This window comes from Caulobacter sp. BK020 (assembly GCF_004342605.1).
Lineage (GTDB): Bacteria > Pseudomonadota > Alphaproteobacteria > Caulobacterales > Caulobacteraceae > Caulobacter.
The window spans coordinates 124,460-142,554 of the sequence record NZ_SLZL01000008.1; the positions used below are offsets into that span (position 1 = coordinate 124,460).

16 protein-coding genes are annotated in these 18,095 nt (G+C 68.6%); 8 read left to right on the forward strand and 8 right to left on the reverse strand.

Going from position 1 to position 18,095, the window contains the following annotated elements; genetic code table 11:
- The 4 genes from EV278_RS11940 (at position 1) to EV278_RS24010 (ending at position 3,105) form a co-directional block, all read left to right on the forward strand.
- Positions 1–447 (forward strand): flagellar basal body protein, encoded by a 447-nt coding sequence (locus EV278_RS11940; protein ID WP_132091280.1) that lies wholly within the window; start codon positions 1–3, stop codon positions 445–447.
- A gap of 250 nt (positions 448–697) precedes the next feature.
- The gene (locus EV278_RS11945) at positions 698–2,017 is read left to right on the forward strand and encodes a VWA domain-containing protein (protein ID WP_132091283.1); all 1,320 of its coding nucleotides are present in this window, start codon (positions 698–700) and stop codon (positions 2,015–2,017) included.
- Positions 2,018–2,560 (forward strand): TadE/TadG family type IV pilus assembly protein, encoded by a 543-nt coding sequence (locus EV278_RS11950; RefSeq protein ID WP_132091286.1) that lies wholly within the window; start codon positions 2,018–2,020, stop codon positions 2,558–2,560. It abuts the gene before it with no gap.
- Positions 2,557–3,105 carry a TadE/TadG family type IV pilus assembly protein gene (locus tag EV278_RS24010; RefSeq protein ID WP_165916620.1) on the forward strand — a complete coding sequence of 183 codons (549 nt, stop codon included), beginning with the start codon at positions 2,557–2,559 and terminating at the stop codon, positions 3,103–3,105. The genes EV278_RS11950 and EV278_RS24010 overlap by 4 nt, the downstream gene beginning before the upstream one ends.
- Positions 3,106–3,273: 168 nt before the next feature.
- On the opposite strand, the gene EV278_RS11960 is transcribed toward EV278_RS24010, so the two are convergent.
- From EV278_RS11960 to EV278_RS11975, 4 genes are all read right to left on the reverse strand, one after another.
- A complete protein-coding gene (locus EV278_RS11960) occupies positions 3,274–4,410 on the reverse strand; it encodes a PepSY domain-containing protein (RefSeq protein ID WP_132091292.1) in 1,137 nt (378 codons plus the stop codon).
- Positions 4,410–6,584, reverse strand: coding sequence for a TonB-dependent receptor (locus EV278_RS11965; RefSeq protein WP_132091295.1), 2,175 nt, complete (start codon positions 6,582–6,584; stop codon positions 4,410–4,412). Before EV278_RS11965 ends, EV278_RS11960 begins: the two co-directional genes overlap by 1 nt.
- A 129-nt stretch (positions 6,585–6,713) precedes the next feature.
- The gene (locus tag EV278_RS11970) at positions 6,714–7,127 is read right to left on the reverse strand and encodes a type II toxin-antitoxin system VapC family toxin (RefSeq protein ID WP_165916621.1); all 414 of its coding nucleotides are present in this window, start codon (positions 7,125–7,127) and stop codon (positions 6,714–6,716) included.
- A 268-nt stretch (positions 7,128–7,395) separates the two neighbouring features.
- Positions 7,396–8,988, reverse strand: coding sequence for an ABC-F family ATP-binding cassette domain-containing protein (locus EV278_RS11975; RefSeq protein WP_132091301.1), 1,593 nt, complete (start codon positions 8,986–8,988; stop codon positions 7,396–7,398).
- Between the two features lie 206 nt (positions 8,989–9,194).
- Here EV278_RS11975 and EV278_RS11980 point away from each other — a divergent pair, with 206 nt between their 5' ends.
- Complete coding sequence (locus EV278_RS11980) at positions 9,195–9,665, forward strand: DUF1203 domain-containing protein (RefSeq protein WP_132091304.1); 471 nt, start codon at positions 9,195–9,197, stop codon at positions 9,663–9,665.
- A 98-nt stretch (positions 9,666–9,763) separates the two neighbouring features.
- Positions 9,764–11,542 carry an ATP-binding protein gene (locus tag EV278_RS11985; RefSeq protein WP_132091307.1) on the forward strand — a complete coding sequence of 593 codons (1,779 nt, stop codon included), beginning with the start codon at positions 9,764–9,766 and terminating at the stop codon, positions 11,540–11,542.
- A 14-nt stretch (positions 11,543–11,556) separates the two neighbouring features.
- Here the strand turns inward: EV278_RS11985 and EV278_RS11990 are convergent, their stop codons facing one another.
- The gene (locus EV278_RS11990; RefSeq protein ID WP_132091310.1) at positions 11,557–13,095 is read right to left on the reverse strand and encodes a carboxylesterase family protein; all 1,539 of its coding nucleotides are present in this window, start codon (positions 13,093–13,095) and stop codon (positions 11,557–11,559) included.
- A 56-nt stretch (positions 13,096–13,151) separates the two neighbouring features.
- On the reverse strand, positions 13,152–13,379 hold the full coding sequence (locus EV278_RS11995) for a hypothetical protein (protein WP_132091312.1): 228 nt from the start codon (positions 13,377–13,379) through the stop codon (positions 13,152–13,154).
- 117 nt (positions 13,380–13,496) lie between these two features.
- Here EV278_RS11995 and EV278_RS12000 point away from each other — a divergent pair, with 117 nt between their 5' ends.
- Positions 13,497–14,222 carry a DUF1223 domain-containing protein gene (locus tag EV278_RS12000; protein WP_132091315.1) on the forward strand — a complete coding sequence of 242 codons (726 nt, stop codon included), beginning with the start codon at positions 13,497–13,499 and terminating at the stop codon, positions 14,220–14,222.
- Here EV278_RS12000 and EV278_RS12005 read toward each other — a convergent pair.
- Both EV278_RS12005 and EV278_RS12010 read right to left on the reverse strand, forming a co-directional pair.
- On the reverse strand, positions 14,219–14,521 hold the full coding sequence (locus EV278_RS12005; RefSeq protein WP_165916622.1) for a helix-turn-helix transcriptional regulator: 303 nt from the start codon (positions 14,519–14,521) through the stop codon (positions 14,219–14,221). The genes EV278_RS12000 and EV278_RS12005 overlap by 4 nt on opposite strands.
- 25 nt (positions 14,522–14,546) lie before the next feature.
- Positions 14,547–14,852, reverse strand: coding sequence for a hypothetical protein (locus EV278_RS12010; protein ID WP_132091321.1), 306 nt, complete (start codon positions 14,850–14,852; stop codon positions 14,547–14,549).
- Between the two features lie 304 nt (positions 14,853–15,156).
- On the opposite strand from EV278_RS12010, the gene uvrA reads away from it, so the two are divergent.
- Entirely contained in the window at positions 15,157–18,066 is a 2,910-nt protein-coding gene (gene uvrA / locus EV278_RS12015; protein WP_132091324.1) for an excinuclease ABC subunit UvrA, read from the forward strand.
- Positions 18,067–18,095: the final 29 nt, after the last annotated feature.

Consider the following 18,095-nt stretch of genomic DNA (forward strand, 5'->3'; position numbering starts at 1 on the left):
ATGGCCCTCACCGCCCTCGACTGCGACGACCGCGTCGAACAGCTGATCATCCTGACCGAGCGCCTGACCGACCTGATCGCCCGGCAGTCGGCCGCCTTCGAGGCCCGCCGCCCGCACGAGGCGGCGCAGTATGTCGACGAGGTGGCCAAGCTGGCCAATCTCTATCGGCACGAGTCGACCCGGGTGCGCGGCAATGTCGCCCTGGTGTCGGGCGCTTCGCCGCAACGCCGCCAGCGCCTGGTCCGCGCCACCGAGGCCTTCGACGCCGTGCTCGCCCGCCAGGGCCGGGCCGTGACCGCCGCCAAGACCGTCACCGAGGGCCTGGTCCGCGCCATCGCCGCGGAAGTCGCCGAGCAGCGGCCGACGGCCTCAGGGTACGGCCCCGGCGCCCAGGGCGCGGCCTATCGTCAGAACGGCACGGCGATCACGCTGAACCAGCGGGCGTAGCGGGCCATCCCGGTGACGCCGGCCAAGCCCCCGGCGTCCAGTGCGCCGCGCCTCGTTGGGAAATAAGTGGGCGCCCTTTACGGCGCCCGCCCGCCGGCAACGTTAATTCCTGTGACAGCGTGCAACAAATTAGAAAATTTGTAACATCTGAACTGACAACGCTGTCAAAGAAACTTGACTGAAGACGGGTAGCGGGGGCGCGATGTCTTGGCTTTCAAATGCGGCGCGAAGCGTCGGTCGGCATGGGACGATGGCGAGACGCCTGCTCGCCGGCCTGCGGCGCGACCGGCGGGGCGCGGTCGCCGTCACCTACGCGCTGCTGATCATTCCGATCATCATCGCCATCGGCGCGGCGCTGGACTTCACCATCGCCTACAACGCCAAGGACCGAATGCAGGGCGATCTCGACGCGGCGCTGCTTGCCGCGGTCAAGACGCTCAACACCGGGGACCCGGTTGCGGTCAAGGGCAGGGTTCGCACATGGTTCGCCACGCAGACCAACCGCGGCGCCTATAATCTGGACGACGTCACGATCGACCAGTCGAGTTATGTCGTCCAGGCCAGGGCCACCGCGTCGGTCCCGACCATGATCATGGGTGTCGTCGGGATCAACAGCCTTCCGATCGGCGCCAGCAGCGCCGTCGCCGGACCGGGCACTTCCTACATCAACATCTACCTGCTCCTCGATACCTCCGCGTCGCAGATGCTGGCTTCCAGCGCCGCGGGCCAGACGACGATGCGCAATGACATCGGCTGCGAGTTCGCCTGCCATACGGGCGATCCGCACACGGTGGGCAATGTCGCCTACGCCAACAACTATCTCTACGCCAAGGCCAAGACCATCAGACTGCGCTCCGATGTCCTGGTGGACGCCGCCAAGACCATGGTGTCGTCGGTCGACAGCGTCGATCCCAACCACAAGCGCATCAGGGTGGGCGTCTATGCGTTCAACACCACGGCGAGCCAGGTCCAGGCTCCGACCTACTCCACGGGCGCGGTTCGCTCGGCCTTGACCACGACGACCTCCGTCGACGGTACGGACTTCGATCGTTCGCTCAAGGCGATGGCGGGCCTTGTCGGGGCCAGCGGCGACGGCAAGACGGCCGCCACGCCCCTGAAGTTCGTGATGCTGGTCACCGACGGCGTTCAGTCACAACGTAGTTGGGTGGGCGCGTCCTCATGGACCTGCAAGAAGAAGGTGGGATCGATCTGTGTTTCCTATCCGATGTCGGCGCCGTCCTACAATGTGACGCCGCTCAATCCCGCCTGGTGCAACTATGTGAAGAACAACAAGGTGACCATGGCGGTGCTCTACACCCAGTACCTGCCCGTTCCTTTGGACTGGGGCTACAATGGGACCTTGGGCTCGGCCATGCCGGGTTCCTGGACGGGAACTCTCCGGTCGGGGGTGAGTCCTTCGATCACCCGACAGGCTTACCTGCCCTACGCCCTGGAAGATTGCGCCTCATCGAAGGATCTCTACATGGGCGCGGAATCGGAAGACGCTATCGAGAACGGCATGAACAAGCTGTTCAAGAAATACATGAACTCCGTGCATCTGATCCAGTAAATGCCCGCCACTACCTCACATCCGCGCCGGCGCGGTCTACTTCGACGCTGGCGGCGGTCGACCAGCGGCGCCACGGCGGTCGAGTTCGCCATGCTGTTTGTCCTGTTCATGGGAATACTGGCCGCCGTCCTCGACACAGCCATCATGTATTTCGCGGCGGCTAGCCTGGACGCATCGGTGCGCAACGCCAGCCGCCTGATCCGGACGGGCCAGGCCCAGACCTCCGGCATGACAGCCGACGCCTTCAAGAAAAGGATCTGTTCGGGCGTGGCTGGCGCCTTCGGTTGCGACAAGGAGCTCTACGTCCGGGTCTCCGTGGTCTCGATGTTCGCCGACGCCAATCTAGGCACGCCGATCGTCGATGGCCAATTGAGCGGTTCAGGAGCCTACAGCCTCGGCAACGCCGGCGATATCGTTGTGGTTCAGGCCTATCTGCCCTGGGATCCGATCTTCAATGTCCTGGCTTACGCGACGCCGAAGTTGTCCGACGGCCGGACCGTGATCGCCTCGACGGCCGCGTTTCGCAACGAGCCCTTCAATTGAACCGGGTCGTTCGCGCATTGACGGCCTTCTGGCGAAATCGGTCTGGCGTCGCCGCGGTCGAGTTCGCGATCGTCCTGCCCAGCCTGCTCCTGCTCTATGTGGGCACCGTGGAAATCGGCCAGGGCCTGACCGCGACCCGCAAGCTGAACAACGCCGCAGTCGTCACCGCCGACCTGATGGCCCAAAGCGAGAGCCTTTCCACTGACGACATGAAGGACATCTTCGCCGCCGCCAAAGCCACCCTGGCGCCCTATGACACCAGCGGCCTGAAGATCCAGGCCTGCGTCATCGCGGTCACGGGCGCGGCCCAGCAGGTCAAGTGGTGCTCGGCCCAGAACGACACCGCACCGTCCAAGGGCGCGGCGCCGCCGGCCCCCGTTCCTGCGGCCTTGATCGAGAGCGGCGTGGACATGGTGGTGGTTCGAGCGCGCTATCATCTCGACACGCCCTTCTCGTCGGCGCTGTCCGTCGTCGGACACGGCTATGACTTCCAGCGGGTCTATGTGCAGCGCCCCCGCGTCGGCGACGTCGTCGACAAGGAATGAGATCCGCCCGGTCGCGTTCAGCCAAATGGCCGTTGGGGAAATGAACGTGCGTCGCCCAAGGCGAGCGAATAGCTGGTGCTGGCGTCGAGGGACACACACTCATTTCCCCAGCGCACCTGTCGACCGCAAAGCCGGATCGGAAAAGAGTGTGTGTCCCTCACCGCGCAATCACCGCACGATATGCGGCGATTGGGAATCTACTCGCCGCATCGCGACCGGCGCCGCCTTCACCGCCCGCTTCCGCCGCTTCAGGCTCCCCGTCGGGTTGCCCCAGAACGTCACCACCGCCAGCGTGCCCAGCAGGGTGAGCGTCAGGCCCGACGCCGTCATCACCAGCCGGTACGGCAGGCCGCCGACCTTGGCCGCGTGCAGGGGGTAGTCCAGGTTGGCGATCCGCGAGCCGAGCGGCAGGGCCTGGGCGTCGCGGTCGGCGACCATCCTGCCGGTGGCCGGGTCGAACCAGGCCATGGTGCGGCCGTTGGGCAGCCACTCGGCCTGCTGGCGCAGGCGCACCGAGATCAGGCCGCCCGGCTTGGCCGGCAGACCGATCGTGCGGATCTCAGCGCCGGGATAGCGGGCCTGGGCCTGGGCGATCACCGCCGTCCAGTCCAGGTCCCCGGCCAGCTTGCCGCCCTTGATCTTCGGCGGGGCCAAGGCGGCCTTCATCGTCGCCGCCGACGAGAACGGCGCGCGGATCGCGTCGGAGAACCATTTCAGGTCCATCGCCGCCCCGGTGGTCAGCGACAGGATCAGCAGCGGCGCCACCAGCGCGCCCAGGTCGCGGTGGTGATGGACGATGGCCGCCCGCTTCATCATCCGCGGCCAGGGCCGGACATGGAACATCCGCCGGGTCGGCCACCACAGCCACAGGCCGGTGGCCACGAAGCCAAGCCCCGCCAGGCCGGCGATCCCGCCCACGACCTCGCCCGTATCGCCGTTGAACAGGTGGTGGTGGAAGTCGAACAGCCAGACCTCCGGCCGGGCCCAGTTCGAGGTCCAGCTCTGGACGATCGCGCCGTCCTGGTCGGCATAGGCCGCATGCTCGCCCTTGTAGGCCAGCTTGTGCAGGCCCAGGCGCTGGCTCGCCAGCACGATCGAGCGGGGGCGGTCCTTTGCCGCGAAGATCCGCGTCGCGGCCGCGCCCAGGGCGGCGGCGTCCTGCCGCTGGGCGTCGGCGGCGTGGGGCACGGTGGCGCGCAGGAAGGCGTCCTCGTGCAGCAGCAGCGTCCCGGTCAGGCCCAGCAGGGCCAGCAGCAGGCCGATCAGCCCACCGGTCCAGCGATGGATGAGCCGGACGGTCTTCATCAGAAGCGCGCTTCCCAGCCCAGGGTCGCGGTCCGACCGCGCCCGGCGAAGTAGCGGTCGACCGCCGGCGCCGTGGTGTCGGAATTGTACGAGATGTACTGGCTGTCGAACAGGTTCTGGACGCCCAGCGACAGCGCCCCCACCGGCAGCTTGTAGCGCACGAAGGCGTCGGCCAGGGTGTAGCCAGTGAAGTCGTCCTTCACGAGGGCGTCCTGCATGTCGCGCTTGATGTAGGACTGGATCTGGAAGCGCAGGCCCCATGTGTCGCCCTGATAGTCGGCGGCCAGGTTCAGGCGGTCGGGCGAGATGTTGGCCCCGTCCAGGTCGGTGTCGACCCGGCCGTCCTTGTTGGTGTCGGTCCGCCCCTTCAGGTGGGCGTAGCCGGCGGAGACGATCAGACCTGGAACTGGCGTGCGGGCCTTCACATTGGCCTCCAGCCCCTCGATCTCGACCCGCTGGCGCTGGACGTCGAAGACGCCGCCGCTGTTCTTGACCAGCAGCTGGCCCAGCTTCGAAGCCGACCAGAAGTAGCTGAGGCTGGCGTCGAACGGCCCGCGCTTCAGTTCGGCGCCGAGTTCGCGGTTGTTCGACACGATCGGCTCGATGTTCAGATAGGTGTCGACGTCGGCGCCGTCGACATTGATGGCGCGCAGGATCCGGCCGACGTCGGGCACGGTGTAGCCCTCGGCGTAGCTGCCATAGAGGCGCAGGCCGCGGACCGGCTCGACCACGATCCCGCCATTGGCCAGGGTCGCCTTGAAGTCCGGGTCGCCGCCGGCCACCTTGCGCGAGCCGTAGAAGGCCAGGGTGGTGAAGTCGTCGACCTTCAGCTCCACATTCTCGAACCGAACCCCGCCGGCCAGGTGGACCTTGTCGCCGAGCAGCGAGAGATTGCCCTGCACGAACGGCGCGACGCTCTGGAACTTGGTCGGCGGCACCCAGGCGCGGCCGGTCTCGATCAGCACCTGCTCGGTGCGGTCGTTGATGGCGTCCAGGCCCACCGTGCCGGTCAGGCCCTGTATCCCCGGCACGGCGCGCTCATAGCTGACCCGCGCGCCCAGCTTGCGCGAGCGGTTCGACGACTGGTCGAACAGCGTGCCCTTGGGCGCGATGGCGGCGTCCTGGAAGGTGTCGTTGACGTCGCCGCCGAAGGTGTCGCGCGAGCGGTTGAAGAAGACCTGGGCGATCAGGTTGCCGCCCAGCAGGTCGCTATTGGTCAGCGAGGCCGAGACGGTCTCGACGCGGTTGGCCGCCGGCTGGCCGGGCTGGACGCCGCGAACGCTGGTGGTCGGCAGATGGGTCAGGCGATCGCCATTGGTGGCCGGCGAAGGGCTGATCTTGCTGATCGTGGTGGTGAGGTAGTCGCCGTCGCCCTTCAGCTCGAAGCGGTTGGCCACCACGTCCAGCCGCGTGTTGTCGCCCAGCTGCCAGCCCAGGCGGGTGAAGAACGACAGGGCCTTGGAGTCCTGGACGTCGCCCTGGGTGTTGTCCATGCCCAGACGGCGGCCGTCGGCGTCGTAATAGGCGCCGCGCGCGTCATAGGCGACGCCGGCGGTGGCGTCGAACGCGCCGCCGCGCCAGGCGACCAGGCCGGCGACCTTGCCGCCGACGCTGTCGCCGAGGTCATGGCCGGCCGTGACCTGGGTCAGGACCTTGCCGCTGACGCCGTCCGCGCGCGGCGGGCCGACGGTCACCTGGTTGACCACGCCACCGGTGGCGCCGATGCCCTGCAGGGCGTTGGAGCCGTAGATCACCTCGACCCGGTCGATGAAGAACGGATCGATCGTGTAGCCGTCGCGCGAGCCGTCACGGATCGGGGTCGACTGCGGGATGCCGTTGATGGCGTACAGCGGCGAGCGGCCGCGCAGGGTCTCGCCGGCTCCCGACAGCTTCTGGCGGGTGGGCGAGAACGACGGCGACAGGATCGAGACCGCATCGACGATCGAGCCGCCGATGCCGACCTGCTGCGACAGGGACTCGGAGTCGATCACATCGACCGTCAGCGGCAGGGCGCTGGCCGGCAGGATGGTGCGGGCGGCGGTGACCACCAGCTGGTCGACGTCGGTGGCGTCCTTGCCGTCCTCGGCGCGGGCGGTGGTCGCGGTCGCCAGGGCCAGCAGGCTGAGTCCCGCCAGGATCGAGGCGCGACGGCCCTTGGCTGAGATGGTCCGCATGGTGATCGACGCCCCGGCAATTCAAACTGAGGCGCCGTATAACTGCTGTTGAGAGTGATTAGCAACAGAAAGCCATTCCCGGCGACGTACCCAGACCACGGATCGCGATCCTGGCTAGCAGCCGATCGCCTAAAGATATTCCGGGCTGCCGTGCGCGAGGTTCAGCATCACCCGATCACGCGTGATGATCGGAACTTTCTTGACGCGAGCTGTGGCGATCAGGAAGCAATCGCCGGGATCCTTGTGACCGGTAGTCGCCACCACGTCCGCTGCCTCAAGGGCGATCGTCTGGCGCACCGGAATCAAAGTCGCGCCCACAAGGCGCACCGCCTCGCGAAACCACTGACGCGGCGTCAGGTTACCGAGGTCTGGTCGCTCCGCCTGCCTGGGCTTCAGGGCAATGACGCCGAGCTCCCACGCCGTGATCGGCGACACGTAGAGCGTTCCGGCGGCCTGCTGCTCGGCGATCACCACGAGCGCGGTGTCTGACAAGGTTTCAGCTTCGGACACGAGCCAATACAACGCGTGGGTGTCGAGCAGCACCCCCAATGCCGTATCCTATCTCTTCTGCGAAGAGGCGAGGGCCTTGTTTTCGGCTTTGGCGACCTGCTCAAGGATCGGCCGGGTCAGATCGACTCCGCTCTGCAGCGCCAGCTTTCCCTTCAGCGCGCCTGCGCCACGCACCTCAAGCATACGCCCCGTGCGAGCGTCACGGACGAGCTTAGACGGTGGAGATTTTGCGGCGGAATGAGCCATGGCGAGACTATAGCGGGTTTCTAGATCTTTCACCACGGCGGGGAGCGCGCTGCACCTACAGCACGATCCGCCGCTCCACGCCCACCGCGTCCAGGAAATCCTCGTCGTGGCTGGCGATCAGCAGGGCCCCGTCATAGCCGGCCAGGGCGCTTTCCACCGCTTCGACGGAGTCGAGGTCCAGGTGGTTGGTCGGCTCGTCCAGGATCAGCAGCTGCGGCGGGTCGGCCGCCATCAGCACGCAGGCCAGGGCGGCGCGCAGCCGCTCGCCGCCGCTGAGCGTGGCCACCACCTGATGGGCGGCGACGTTGCGGAACAGGAACCGGGCCAGGGCGGCGTGGGCCTGGTTGGCGCCAGCGGCCGGGTTCAGACGGCGGAAGTTGTCCAGGATGGTCTGGGCCTGCTCCAGCATCGCCGCCTGCTGGTCGAGCAGGGCCGCCTCGACGCCGCGCGTCACCGTCCCCGCGACGGGTTCCAGGCCGCCGGTCGCCAGCCGGATCAAGGTCGACTTGCCCGCCCCGTTGCCGCCGACCAGAGCCAAGCGCTCGGGACCGGTCAGACGGAAGCTGAGGTCCGCCAGCACCGGCGCCTCGCCTGGATAGGCGAAGCCCACGCCGTCGAAGTCCAGCACGATCCGACCGGCGGGCAGGCCGCAGGACGGCAGGTCGAAGGCCAGGCGCCGCAGGCGCTCGACCCGAGCGTCGGCGGCCTCGCGCGCCTGGGCGGCGTCGGCCGCGGCCCGATCGGCCAGCCTGCCCTCGCGGGCGCCGGTGTTCTCGGCGCGCTCGGCCTGGGCGCCCAGCAGGATCTTCGGCTCGCTGCCCTTGGCGGCGAACCGGCGACCGGCGGCGTCGCGGCGCGCCTTGCGCTCGCGGGCGACCTGGGCCTCGCGGGCCGCCTGGCGCACCTGGCGTTCGGCCGCCTCCAGGTCGTGCTCGGCCGCGGCCGCGGCCTGGGCCTTGCGGTCGGCATAGAGGTCGTAGCCGCCGCCATAGCTGGTCGCGCCCAGGCTGGACAGCTCGACGATCCGGTCCATGCCGCGCAGCAGGGTCCGGTCGTGGCTGACCACCACAGCCCCGCCCTTCCAGCGCCGCAGCACGTCGGCCAGCAGGCTGCGGCCGGCCGCATCCAGATTGTTGGTCGGTTCGTCCAGCAGGATCACGTCGGGCGCGGCGATCAGCAGGCCGGCCAGGACGGCGCGGGTCATCTGGCCGCCGCTGAGGCTGGCGGCCGGACAGGACGCGTCCCAGCGCGACAGCCCGACCTCGCCCAGGGCGGCGGCGACGCGACCGGGCAAGGTCCAGTCGGCCTCGGCCAGGTCGTCCTCCAGGCTGTCGGCTGCCCCCTCCTCCGCCTCGATGCGGCACAGGCGGTCCCAGGCCGGGCCGACGCCCAGCAGGTCGGCCAGGCGCGCGCCCGGCGGCGGAGCATGCAGCTGGGGCAGCACCCCGACCACGCCGGCGCGGCTGACCGCTCCCGACGCCGGCGCGGCGGTTCCGGCGATCAGCGACAGCAGCGTGGACTTGCCCACGCCGTTGCGCCCGACCAGGCCGATGCGCTCGGCCCCGATCGTCAGGTTCAGATTGTCGAAGAGGACGCGGCCGTCAGGCGTGTCGGCCCGAACGGAATCCAGGGTGATGAAGGCGGGCATGGGCAACCACGGTCAGGTCTGCGGAAAGGGCGAAACGGTCGTCCATCGCAATGTCCATGGCAGCCTCCATCGGTCGGCCCGGGAATTCGGACACGAACCTTCTAGGCGATCGACCCATGTTCGGCAAGTTTCGACGCCACCGCAAGGATCGGGTGTCGGCCTTTCCGGAAGGGTGTCACAACGGGCTTCCAGAACAGGAGACCCCCATGTCCTTCACCGTTTCCAGCCTGCCGATCGAGCCGTTCGCGCCGCTGTTCGCCCTCAACGAGGCGGCCCTGGCCGAAAGGGGCATGCTGCGCGTGGTCGCCGACGCACCGTTCGCCTTTCCCTGCCGCGTCACCCTGGACGACGCCGCCCCGGGCGAAACCCTGATCCTGCTGAACCACGAGCACCACGCCGCCGACACCCCGTTCCGCTCGCGCTACGCGATCTATGTGCGCGAGGCGGCGGAAGGACCGACCTCGACCACCGACGTCCTGCCGCCGGCCCTGCGCCGCCGGCTGCTGTCGCTGCGCGGCTTCGACGCGGCCGGCATGCTGCGCGACGCCGACGTCGTCGAGGGCGCGGCGGCCGGGCCGGTGATCGAGCGGATGCTGACCGATCCGGGCGTGGCCTACCTCCACGCCCACTACGCCAAGCCCGGCTGCTACGCGGCCCGGATCGATCGCGCCGCCTAAAGCTTTGTCCCGCGAACGGCAGCGTTCTCAATGGCGACTTAACCTGGATCGCGTACGGTGCGGCCAAGCTGGGGGGCTTTGAAGACGAGCGGGGGCTCATGAAGCAGGCGATCGGCAAGCTGGAACCGATACCGACTCGGGAGATCGTCGGGCCGTGCGTGCCGATCCTGCGCGGCTATCTGTTGGCCGCCGCGGCCTATTACAGCCTGATCAGTCTTTCCCATCCCTTCTACGAGCGGGGCGCGGCCCTGCTGGTGCTGGAGGGGCTGGCGCTGACCGCCGCCGCGACCGGCTTCTGGCTCTGGCGTCGGCTGAAGGCCCGGCCTCCCGAAATGCCGGGCCTGGAGACGGCCGCCCTGGCCATGAACGCGCTGTTCATGGCCAATGTCGTCGCCTACCAGATCCTGCATTTCGAGCCCGCCAAGCTGGTCTATTTCGTGCTGATGGCCCTGGCCTTCGCCACCTCCGCCCCGACCCGGCGCGTGGCCCTGGTCAGCGTCGGCGCGGCGATCATCGGTTTGCTGGCCATGGCCCGCAACGCGCCCGGCGACCTGGTCGGCCAGTACGGCTTCATCGGCGTGGCCGGCGCCTTCGCCGCCCTGGGCATGTCGGCCCTGATGCGCGGCGCGGTGATGCGGGAGCTGCGGGCCCGCCTGGCCTCGGACGCCCTCAATCGCAAGCTCGAAGCCGAACTGGAGGAGAACCGCCGCCTGCGCACCGAGGCCCAGGACCTGGCCGTCGCCGCCCAGGCCGCCAGCCGCGCCAAGACCGAGTTCCTCGAAACCATGAGCCACGAGATCCGCACGCCCCTGAACGGCGTGCTGGGCATGGCCCAGGCCATGGAGCGCGACACCCTGTCGGCCCGGCAACGCGCCCGCCTGGCCGTGATCGGCCAGTCCGGCGCCACCCTGCTGGCGGTGATCAACGCCGTGCTCGACATCTCGCGGATCGAGGCGGGCAAGATGGAGGTCGTCCGCGCTCCGTTCGACCTGGACGCCCTGGCCGACACCTTGCGCCAGCTCTATGGCGGCCTGGCCCGCGACAAGGGTCTGGACTTCGCCCTGGAGATCGCGCCCCAGGCCGGCGGCTGGCGCGACGGCGACGCCGTGCGGCTGCGCCAGGTGATGAGCAACCTGATCTCCAACGCCATCAAGTTCACCGACGCGGGCGGCGTGGTCGTGCGCCTGGGCGGGGACGCCGCCACCCTGACCTGCGCCGTCACCGACACCGGGGTGGGCGTGCCCGAAACACGCCGCGCCCAGATCTTCGACAAGTTCGTCCAGGTCGACGGCTCGAGCACCCGCCGCTCGGGCGGCAGCGGGTTGGGCCTGGCGATCTGCCGCGAGCTGGTCACCCTGATGGGCGGCGAGATCGGCTTCGAGAGCCCGGCGGGCGGCGGCGCGCGCTTCACCTTCGCGGTCCCCTGCCCGGCCTTGGGCTCGCTTGTTCAGCCCGCTTCCGTCGAAGCGGCCGATCCCGCACCCGCCCTGGACGGCGCGCTGAAGATGCTGGTGGTCGACGACAACGCCGTCAACCGCACCGTGCTCCAGGCCATGCTGGGCCACCTGGGCGTCGCCTGCGACATGGCGTGCGACGGGCACGAGGCAGTGGCCCGGTGGGAAACCGGCTCCTGGGACGCCATCCTGATGGACATCCACATGCCTGGCATGGATGGGCTGGAGGCCGGCCGGGTCATCCGCGCCCGCGAGAGCGCCGAGGGCCGGGCCCGCACCCCGATCCTGGCGGTCACCGCCAGCGTCCTGGCCCACGAGACCGACCGCTACCTGGCCGCCGGCATGGACGGCTTCGTGGCCAAGCCGATCGCCGCCCAGCGGCTGGCGGCAGCGCTGGACGCGGCGCTGGGCGGATCGTCCTAGCCTCCGCGAACGACCTACGGCTCGAACACGTCAAAGTCGACGGGCCCCCGCTCGACCGCCTCGGCCGGCGTGCCCAGGCGGTGGATCGTGCGATCGGATCCGTCGAACGGCGTCCAGCGCGGCAAGCCCGCGCCATTGGGATCGCCGCTCTTGGCGAAATTGGTCCAGTAGCCGGCGATCTGGTCGGCCAGCAGACGGTCATCCGCCCCCCAGGGCCGAGCGTCCTGCTGTAGCTGGTCGAACACGTAGCGGATCTCGGCGCCATGGCCAGCCTTGCAGCCGTAACCGCAGGGCTCCAGCGGCTCGGTCGGCGAATGGACGAAATGGTAGACATAGGCCTTGTCACTGGCCCCGGCCGCCTGCAGCCGGGCCCAGAACCAGATCCGCCAGCCCCAATAGTCGGTCGTGAACTGGTCGATCGAGGCCCGAGCCTCGGCGTCGGTGCGCGCCGGATACTTGGCCAGCATCGCCGCCGACGGCGTCCGGTGCAGCAGCCCCTCCAGAAGGGCCGCGTGGCGCTCGGCGGTGAACTGCGAGGTGGCGAAGATCTCCGGCGCCAGGTCCTTGCCTTCGTCGGCGTTCCAGCCGACCAGGATCGGAACCCTATTCTGGCGCCCGGTCCGATAGAGGGTCGTCAGGTCCTCGCGCAGCAGATGGCCCTCAACGACGGTGCGCGGCGACCAGGCCGCGCGGAGCAACTGGTCGGCCGGCAAGGCGCGAAGGGCGGCGATCCCGGACGCGCCTTCGGCCCGGGCGAAGGCCGCCCCGGCCGCCTCGGCCTCGGTCTTGTCGAACTGCCGCGCCTCGGCCGGATCGAGAGGAAGGCCGTAGTTGCCGCTTTCGGAGATGGCCCGCTGGAACAGACCCTTGGCCAGGGGCGAGGCGACCAGGATCGCCACCGACTCGCCGCCGGCGGACTCGCCCATGATGGTCACCCGGTCGGGGTCGCCGCCCACGGCGGCGATGTTGTCGTGGATCCAGCGGAGCGCGGCGATCTGATCAAGGATGCCCTGATTGCCCGAGACGTGATCCGGGGACTCCGCCGTCAGGTCTGGATGCGAGAAGAACCCCAGCACCCCCAGGCGGTAGTTCAGCGTCACCACGATCACGTCCCGCCGGGCCAGCCGCGTCCCGTCGTACAAGGCCTGCGATCCGGAGCCGCCGAAGAAGCCGCCGCCGTGGATCCAGACCATGACCGGCCGCTTGGCGGACGATGGTGCGGCCGGCGCCCAGATGTTCAGATAAAGGCAATCCTCGCTCTGCGGTTCGGTGATCCACGGCGCGGTCTGGCGACAGACCGGCGAGAAAGCGGTCGCCGACCTGACGCCGTCCCACGGCTTCACCGGCTGGGGCGCGCGCCAGCGCAGGTCGCCGACCGGCGGCGCAGCGTAGGGCACGCCGAAGAAAGTCCGGACGCCATCGGCGGCGGCTCCCGCGATCAGTCCGCCGTCGACCCGCACGGTGTCGGCGGCACGCGCCTCGGCCGCGCCGCTCCATCCCAGCACCACGGCGCAGATCGCCGCCATCGCCATCCTGAAAAGCATCGTCGCCATGTCCCCGCCAATCGTCCCGCGCAAGCCATGCGGTGACTCGCGACTTTGGCGAACCGTCAGAAGCTCAGGACGCCCAGGTCGACGATGATCTTGAAGGCCCAGATCGTGCAGGCGACGCAAACGGCCAGGGTGATGATGTCGTCGATCTCGGAACGCTGGCGAGCGACCTTGGCGCGCTTGCCCGCCTTGCCCTTGGCCGGCGCCTTCGCATCGTTCTTCGCCGCCGCCTTGGCCACGCCCGTCATCCCCGTTCGGCGCGCCCGACGCGCGATCCGTTCGGCCATAGACGCCACCGGTGCTGAAGGTCGCCCTTCCAAAGGCGGTTTATTGTTGGTGAACGCCGTAACCTTCGGCCGTCCCGTCGCGAACTGAACCTTCGACGATCGACGAGGAACACGACCATGACCCGGACGACGATGCGCAGGACAGCCTGGGCCAGCCTGGCGGCCGGAACCGCCCTGGCGGTCGCCGTGGGCGCCTGGTCGATGTCCGGCGCGGGCGGAACGGCCGGACGGCCCGTCGTGCTGGAACTGTTCCAGAGCCAGGGCTGCTCATCCTGCCCGCCGGCCAACGCCAACCTCAACGCCCTCGCCGACCGGCCCGACGTGCTGGCCCTGAGCTTCGGCGTCACCTACTGGGACCAGCTGGGCTGGAAGGACACGTTCGCCCAGCCCGCCTTTACCGACCGCCAGAAGGCCTATGCCCACGGCCTGGGCGCCCAGCTGGGCACGCCGCAGATGGTGGTCGAGGGGCGGGAGGACCTGATCGGCGCCAACGCCCGCGACATCGACCTGGCCCTGCGCCGGGCGCGGCCGGCCATGGACACCGCGGTGACCTTGGCGCGCGGCCGGGTCGAGATCGGAGCGGGCCGGGCCCCGAAGGCCGGGGCCGATGTCTGGCTGGTGCGCTACGATCCACGCGTCCGCCAGGTGGCCATCCAGCGCGGCGAGAACAACGGCAAGACTTTGCCCCACCGCGACGTGGTGGTGGAACTGACCCGCCTGGGGGCCTGGAACGGCGCGCCGGTCGGCTTCGCTACGACGGTCCCGGCCGATCCGGCCCTGCGCACCGCGGTGCTGGTCCAGGCCCGCGAGGGCGGCCCGATCCTGGCGGCGGCGCGGCTCTAAAGGGGGAGCTCCAGTTCCTTGTCCGGGAACTCCGCGACGATCTTCAGCCGCCCGCCCTGATGCTCGACCAGCTTGCGGATCACGGACAGGCGCGGATCGGCCTTGGCCTCCATCTTGGAGACGTTGGACTGAGTGGTTTCGAGAATCTCGGACAGCTCCAGCTGCGACAGGCCAAGCTGCTCGCGCAGGGCCTTGAGCAGCGAGATTTGGCGCTTCAACGCGACGACGCCCTCGGCGACTTCGCGTTCCTCCTCCGGCGTCAGTTTCGGACGCCAATCGGAATATTTGATGTCGGTCATATCAACGCCTTTCGACGCCGAAGTCTCAGCGCCAATAACGGCTGATTCCATGAGCGGCGTCGGTCATTCTCACCGCGCTTCCTGGCAAGACTTCCAGGCTCAGGCGATAGAAACGGGCCTGATCCGCCGTCCAGAAAACGCGCCGATAGGATTCCTCCAGATCCGACCACGAAGGGACGCCGGCTTCCGCCGCGTCCCACCCCAGACCCGAAGGCCCTTCGGCGGCCAGCAGGTCTAGAATGGCTAGGAGATCGAAGCGGTTCTGGCGCGGCCATTGCTCGATCTTCCGGGCGACTTCGATATCGAAAACGATCGTCCAACAATCAGCCATTTGGGTGGCCCCTCGGATTTGAAATGGTTATCCATTTATCGCTCCCGAACCGCCCAGCATTGGGCCCGCCGTCCGCTTGGTCGGCAGGGGAATTATATTCCATTTTGGAATTTTCACAACATCCCTCCGATCTCGTTCCGAGAGGACCAATTCCCCTGCTGACACCTGATGTCAGCAGTCTGCCGCCACGTGCCGCCATCGCGACATTTGTTCGCACCTTGTTCTTGTGTTAATCGCCGTTCCGAGCCCTACATATAGCCGTCTCGCCGTGGCTCCTCCCACGGCCCTGCGCGTTCCGGAAAACATGGCTGAACAACTGAACTTCATCCGCGTGCGCGGCGCGCGGGAGCATAATCTCAAGGACGTCAGCGTCGACATCCCGCGGGGCGAGCTCGTGGTGCTGACCGGCCTGTCGGGCTCGGGCAAGAGCTCGCTGGCGTTCGACACCATCTACGCCGAGGGCCAGCGCCGTTATGTCGAGAGCCTGTCGGCCTACGCCCGTCAGTTCCTGGAGCTGATGAGCAAGCCGGACGTCGACCTGATCGAGGGCCTGTCGCCGGCCATCTCGATCGAGCAGAAGACCACCTCGCGCAACCCGCGCTCGACGGTGGGCACCGTAACCGAGATTCACGACTACATGCGCCTGCTGTGGGCGCGGGTAGGCGTCCCCTATTCGCCGGCCACCGGCCTGCCGATCGAGAGCCAGACCATCAGCCAGATGGTCGACAAGATCACAGCCCTGCCCGAAGGCACGCGCCTCTACCTGCTGGCCCCGGTCGTCCGCGACCGCAAGGGCGAGTACAAGAAGGAAATCGCCGAGTGGCAGAAGGCCGGCTTCCAGCGGCTGAAGATCGACGGCGAGTTCTATCCGATCGAGGACGCTCCGGCCCTCGACAAGAAGTTCAAGCACGACATCGACGTGGTCGTGGACCGCATCGTCACCAAGCCCGGCATGGAGCAGCGCCTGGCCGACTCGATCGAGCAGGCCCTGCGCCTGGCCGACGGCCTGGCCGTGGCCGAGTGGGCCAATGTCGAGGAGGGCGAGAAGGAGCCCCGCCGGCTGCTGTTCTCCGAACGCTTCGCCTGTCCGGTCAGCGGCTTCACGATCGCCGAGATCGAGCCGCGATTGTTCTCGTTCAACAATCCGGCCGGCGCCTGCCCGGCCTGCGACGGCCTGGGCGCCAAGCTGGCCTTCGACGCCGACCTGGTGATCCCCGACAAGGACCGTTCGCTTCACAAGGGCGCGGTCGCCCCGTGGGCCAAGGGGCCCTCGCCGCTCTACACCCAGACCCTGCAGGCCCTGGCCCGCCACTACGGCTTCTCGATGGACGAGCCCTGGCACAAGCTGCCCGAGAGCGCCCGCCAGGTGGTGCTGCAAGGCTCCAAGGGCGAGAAGATCAAGTTCACCTACGACGACAACGCCCGCAAGTACGAGGTGGCCAAGCCGTTCGAGGGCGTGCTGCCGAACCTGGAGCGCCGCTGGCGCGAGACCGACTCCTCGTGGGTCCGCGAGGAGCTGGGCCGCTACCAGTCCGACACCCCCTGCGAGGTCTGCCACGGCAAGCGCCTGAAGCCCGAGGCCCTGGCGGTCAAGGTGCATGGCATGGACATCGCCGCCGTCTCGAACCTGGCCATCCGTCCGGCCCGCGACTGGTTCACCGCCCTGGAAGGCCACCTGACCGACAAGCAGATGGAGATCGCCCGGCGGATCCTGAAAGAGATCAACGACCGCCTGCGGTTCCTGGTCGATGTCGGCCTGGACTACCTGAACCTGTCGCGCGGCTCGGGCACCCTGTCGGGCGGCGAGAGCCAGCGCATCCGCCTGGCCAGCCAGATCGGCAGCGGCCTGACCGGCGTGCTCTACGTGCTGGACGAGCCGTCGATCGGCCTGCACCAGCGCGACAACACCCGCCTGCTGCAGTCGCTGCAAGGCCTGCGCGACCTGGGCAACTCGGTGCTGGTCGTCGAGCACGACGAGGAGGCCATCCTCACCGCCGACTATGTGATCGACATGGGCCCGGCGGCGGGCGTGCACGGCGGCGAGATCGTCGCCGAGGGCACGCCGGCCGACATCATGGCCAACCCGAAAAGCGTCACCGGCCAGTACCTGACCGGCGTGCGCGAGATCGAGGTTCCCGAACAGCGCCGCCCCATCAGCAAGAAGAAGATGCTGCGGGTCGTCGGCGCCAAGGGCAACAACCTCAAGGACGTCACGGGCGAGATTCCGGTCGGGACCTTCACCTGCATCACCGGCGTGTCGGGCGGCGGCAAGTCGACCTTCACGATCGAGACCCTGTACAAGGCCGCCGCGCGCCGCCTGAACAACGCCAGCGACGCCCCGGCCTCGCACGAACGGATCGAGGGACTGGAGAACTTCGACAAGGTCATCGACATCGACCAGTCGCCGATCGGCCGCACCCCGCGTTCGAACCCGGCCACCTATACCGGCGCCTTCGGCCCGATCCGCGACTGGTTCGCCCAGCTGCCCGAGAGCAAGGCGCGCGGCTACGGCCCCGGCCGCTTCAGCTTCAACGTCAAGGGCGGCCGCTGCGAGGCCTGCCAGGGCGACGGCCTGATCAAGATCGAGATGCACTTCCTGCCCGACGTCTATGTCACCTGCGACGTCTGCAAGGGCCAGCGCTACAACCGCGAGACCCTGGACATCCTGTTCAAGGGCAAGACCATCGCCGACGTGCTGGACATGACGGTCGAGGAGGCCGCCGACTTCTTCAAGGCCGTGCCGCCGATCCGCGACAAGATGGAAACCCTCAAGCGCGTTGGCCTCAGCTACATCAAGGTCGGCCAGCAGGCGACCACCCTGTCGGGCGGCGAGGCCCAGCGGGTGAAGCTGTCCAAGGAGCTCAGCAAGCGCGCCACCGGCCGCACCCTGTACATCCTCGACGAGCCAACCACCGGCCTGCACTTCGAGGACACCAAGAAGCTGCTGGAGGTGCTGCACGAGCTGGTCGACCAGGGCAACACCGTGGTCGTCATCGAGCATAACCTGGACGTGGTGAAGACCGCCGACTGGCTGCTGGACTTCGGTCCCGAGGGCGGCGACGGCGGCGGCCAGATCGTCGCCGTGGGCTCGCCCCAGGACGTGGCCAAGGTCGAGGCCAGCTGGACCGGCCGTTACCTGAAGGACGTCCTGGCCCGCCACGAGGAGCGGCGGCTGGAGCGGGTCGCGGCGCTGAAGGCGGCCAAGCGGGCCTGAGCCCGCGGCGCGAGGCGGCAATCGCCTCG

Coding starts and splice junctions, on each gene's coding strand:
- EV278_RS11940 (WP_132091280.1), top strand. CDS start 1: ATGGCCCTCACCGCCCTCGACTGCGACGACCGCGTCGAACAGCTGATC.
- EV278_RS11945 (WP_132091283.1), top strand. CDS start 698: ATGGCGAGACGCCTGCTCGCCGGCCTGCGGCGCGACCGGCGGGGCGCG.
- EV278_RS11950 (WP_132091286.1), top strand. CDS start 2,018: ATGCCCGCCACTACCTCACATCCGCGCCGGCGCGGTCTACTTCGACGC.
- EV278_RS11960 (WP_132091292.1), bottom strand. CDS start 4,410: ATGAAGACCGTCCGGCTCATCCATCGCTGGACCGGTGGGCTGATCGGC.
- EV278_RS11965 (WP_132091295.1), bottom strand. CDS start 6,584: ATGCGGACCATCTCAGCCAAGGGCCGTCGCGCCTCGATCCTGGCGGGA.
- EV278_RS11975 (WP_132091301.1), bottom strand. CDS start 8,988: ATGCCCGCCTTCATCACCCTGGATTCCGTTCGGGCCGACACGCCTGAC.
- EV278_RS11980 (WP_132091304.1), top strand. CDS start 9,195: ATGTCCTTCACCGTTTCCAGCCTGCCGATCGAGCCGTTCGCGCCGCTG.
- EV278_RS11985 (WP_132091307.1), top strand. CDS start 9,764: ATGAAGCAGGCGATCGGCAAGCTGGAACCGATACCGACTCGGGAGATC.
- EV278_RS11990 (WP_132091310.1), bottom strand. CDS start 13,095: ATGGCGACGATGCTTTTCAGGATGGCGATGGCGGCGATCTGCGCCGTG.
- EV278_RS11995 (WP_132091312.1), bottom strand. CDS start 13,379: ATGGCCGAACGGATCGCGCGTCGGGCGCGCCGAACGGGGATGACGGGC.
- EV278_RS12000 (WP_132091315.1), top strand. CDS start 13,497: ATGACCCGGACGACGATGCGCAGGACAGCCTGGGCCAGCCTGGCGGCC.
- EV278_RS12005 (WP_165916622.1), bottom strand. CDS start 14,521: ATGACCGACATCAAATATTCCGATTGGCGTCCGAAACTGACGCCGGAG.
- EV278_RS12010 (WP_132091321.1), bottom strand. CDS start 14,852: ATGGCTGATTGTTGGACGATCGTTTTCGATATCGAAGTCGCCCGGAAG.
- uvrA (WP_132091324.1), top strand. CDS start 15,157: ATGGCTGAACAACTGAACTTCATCCGCGTGCGCGGCGCGCGGGAGCAT.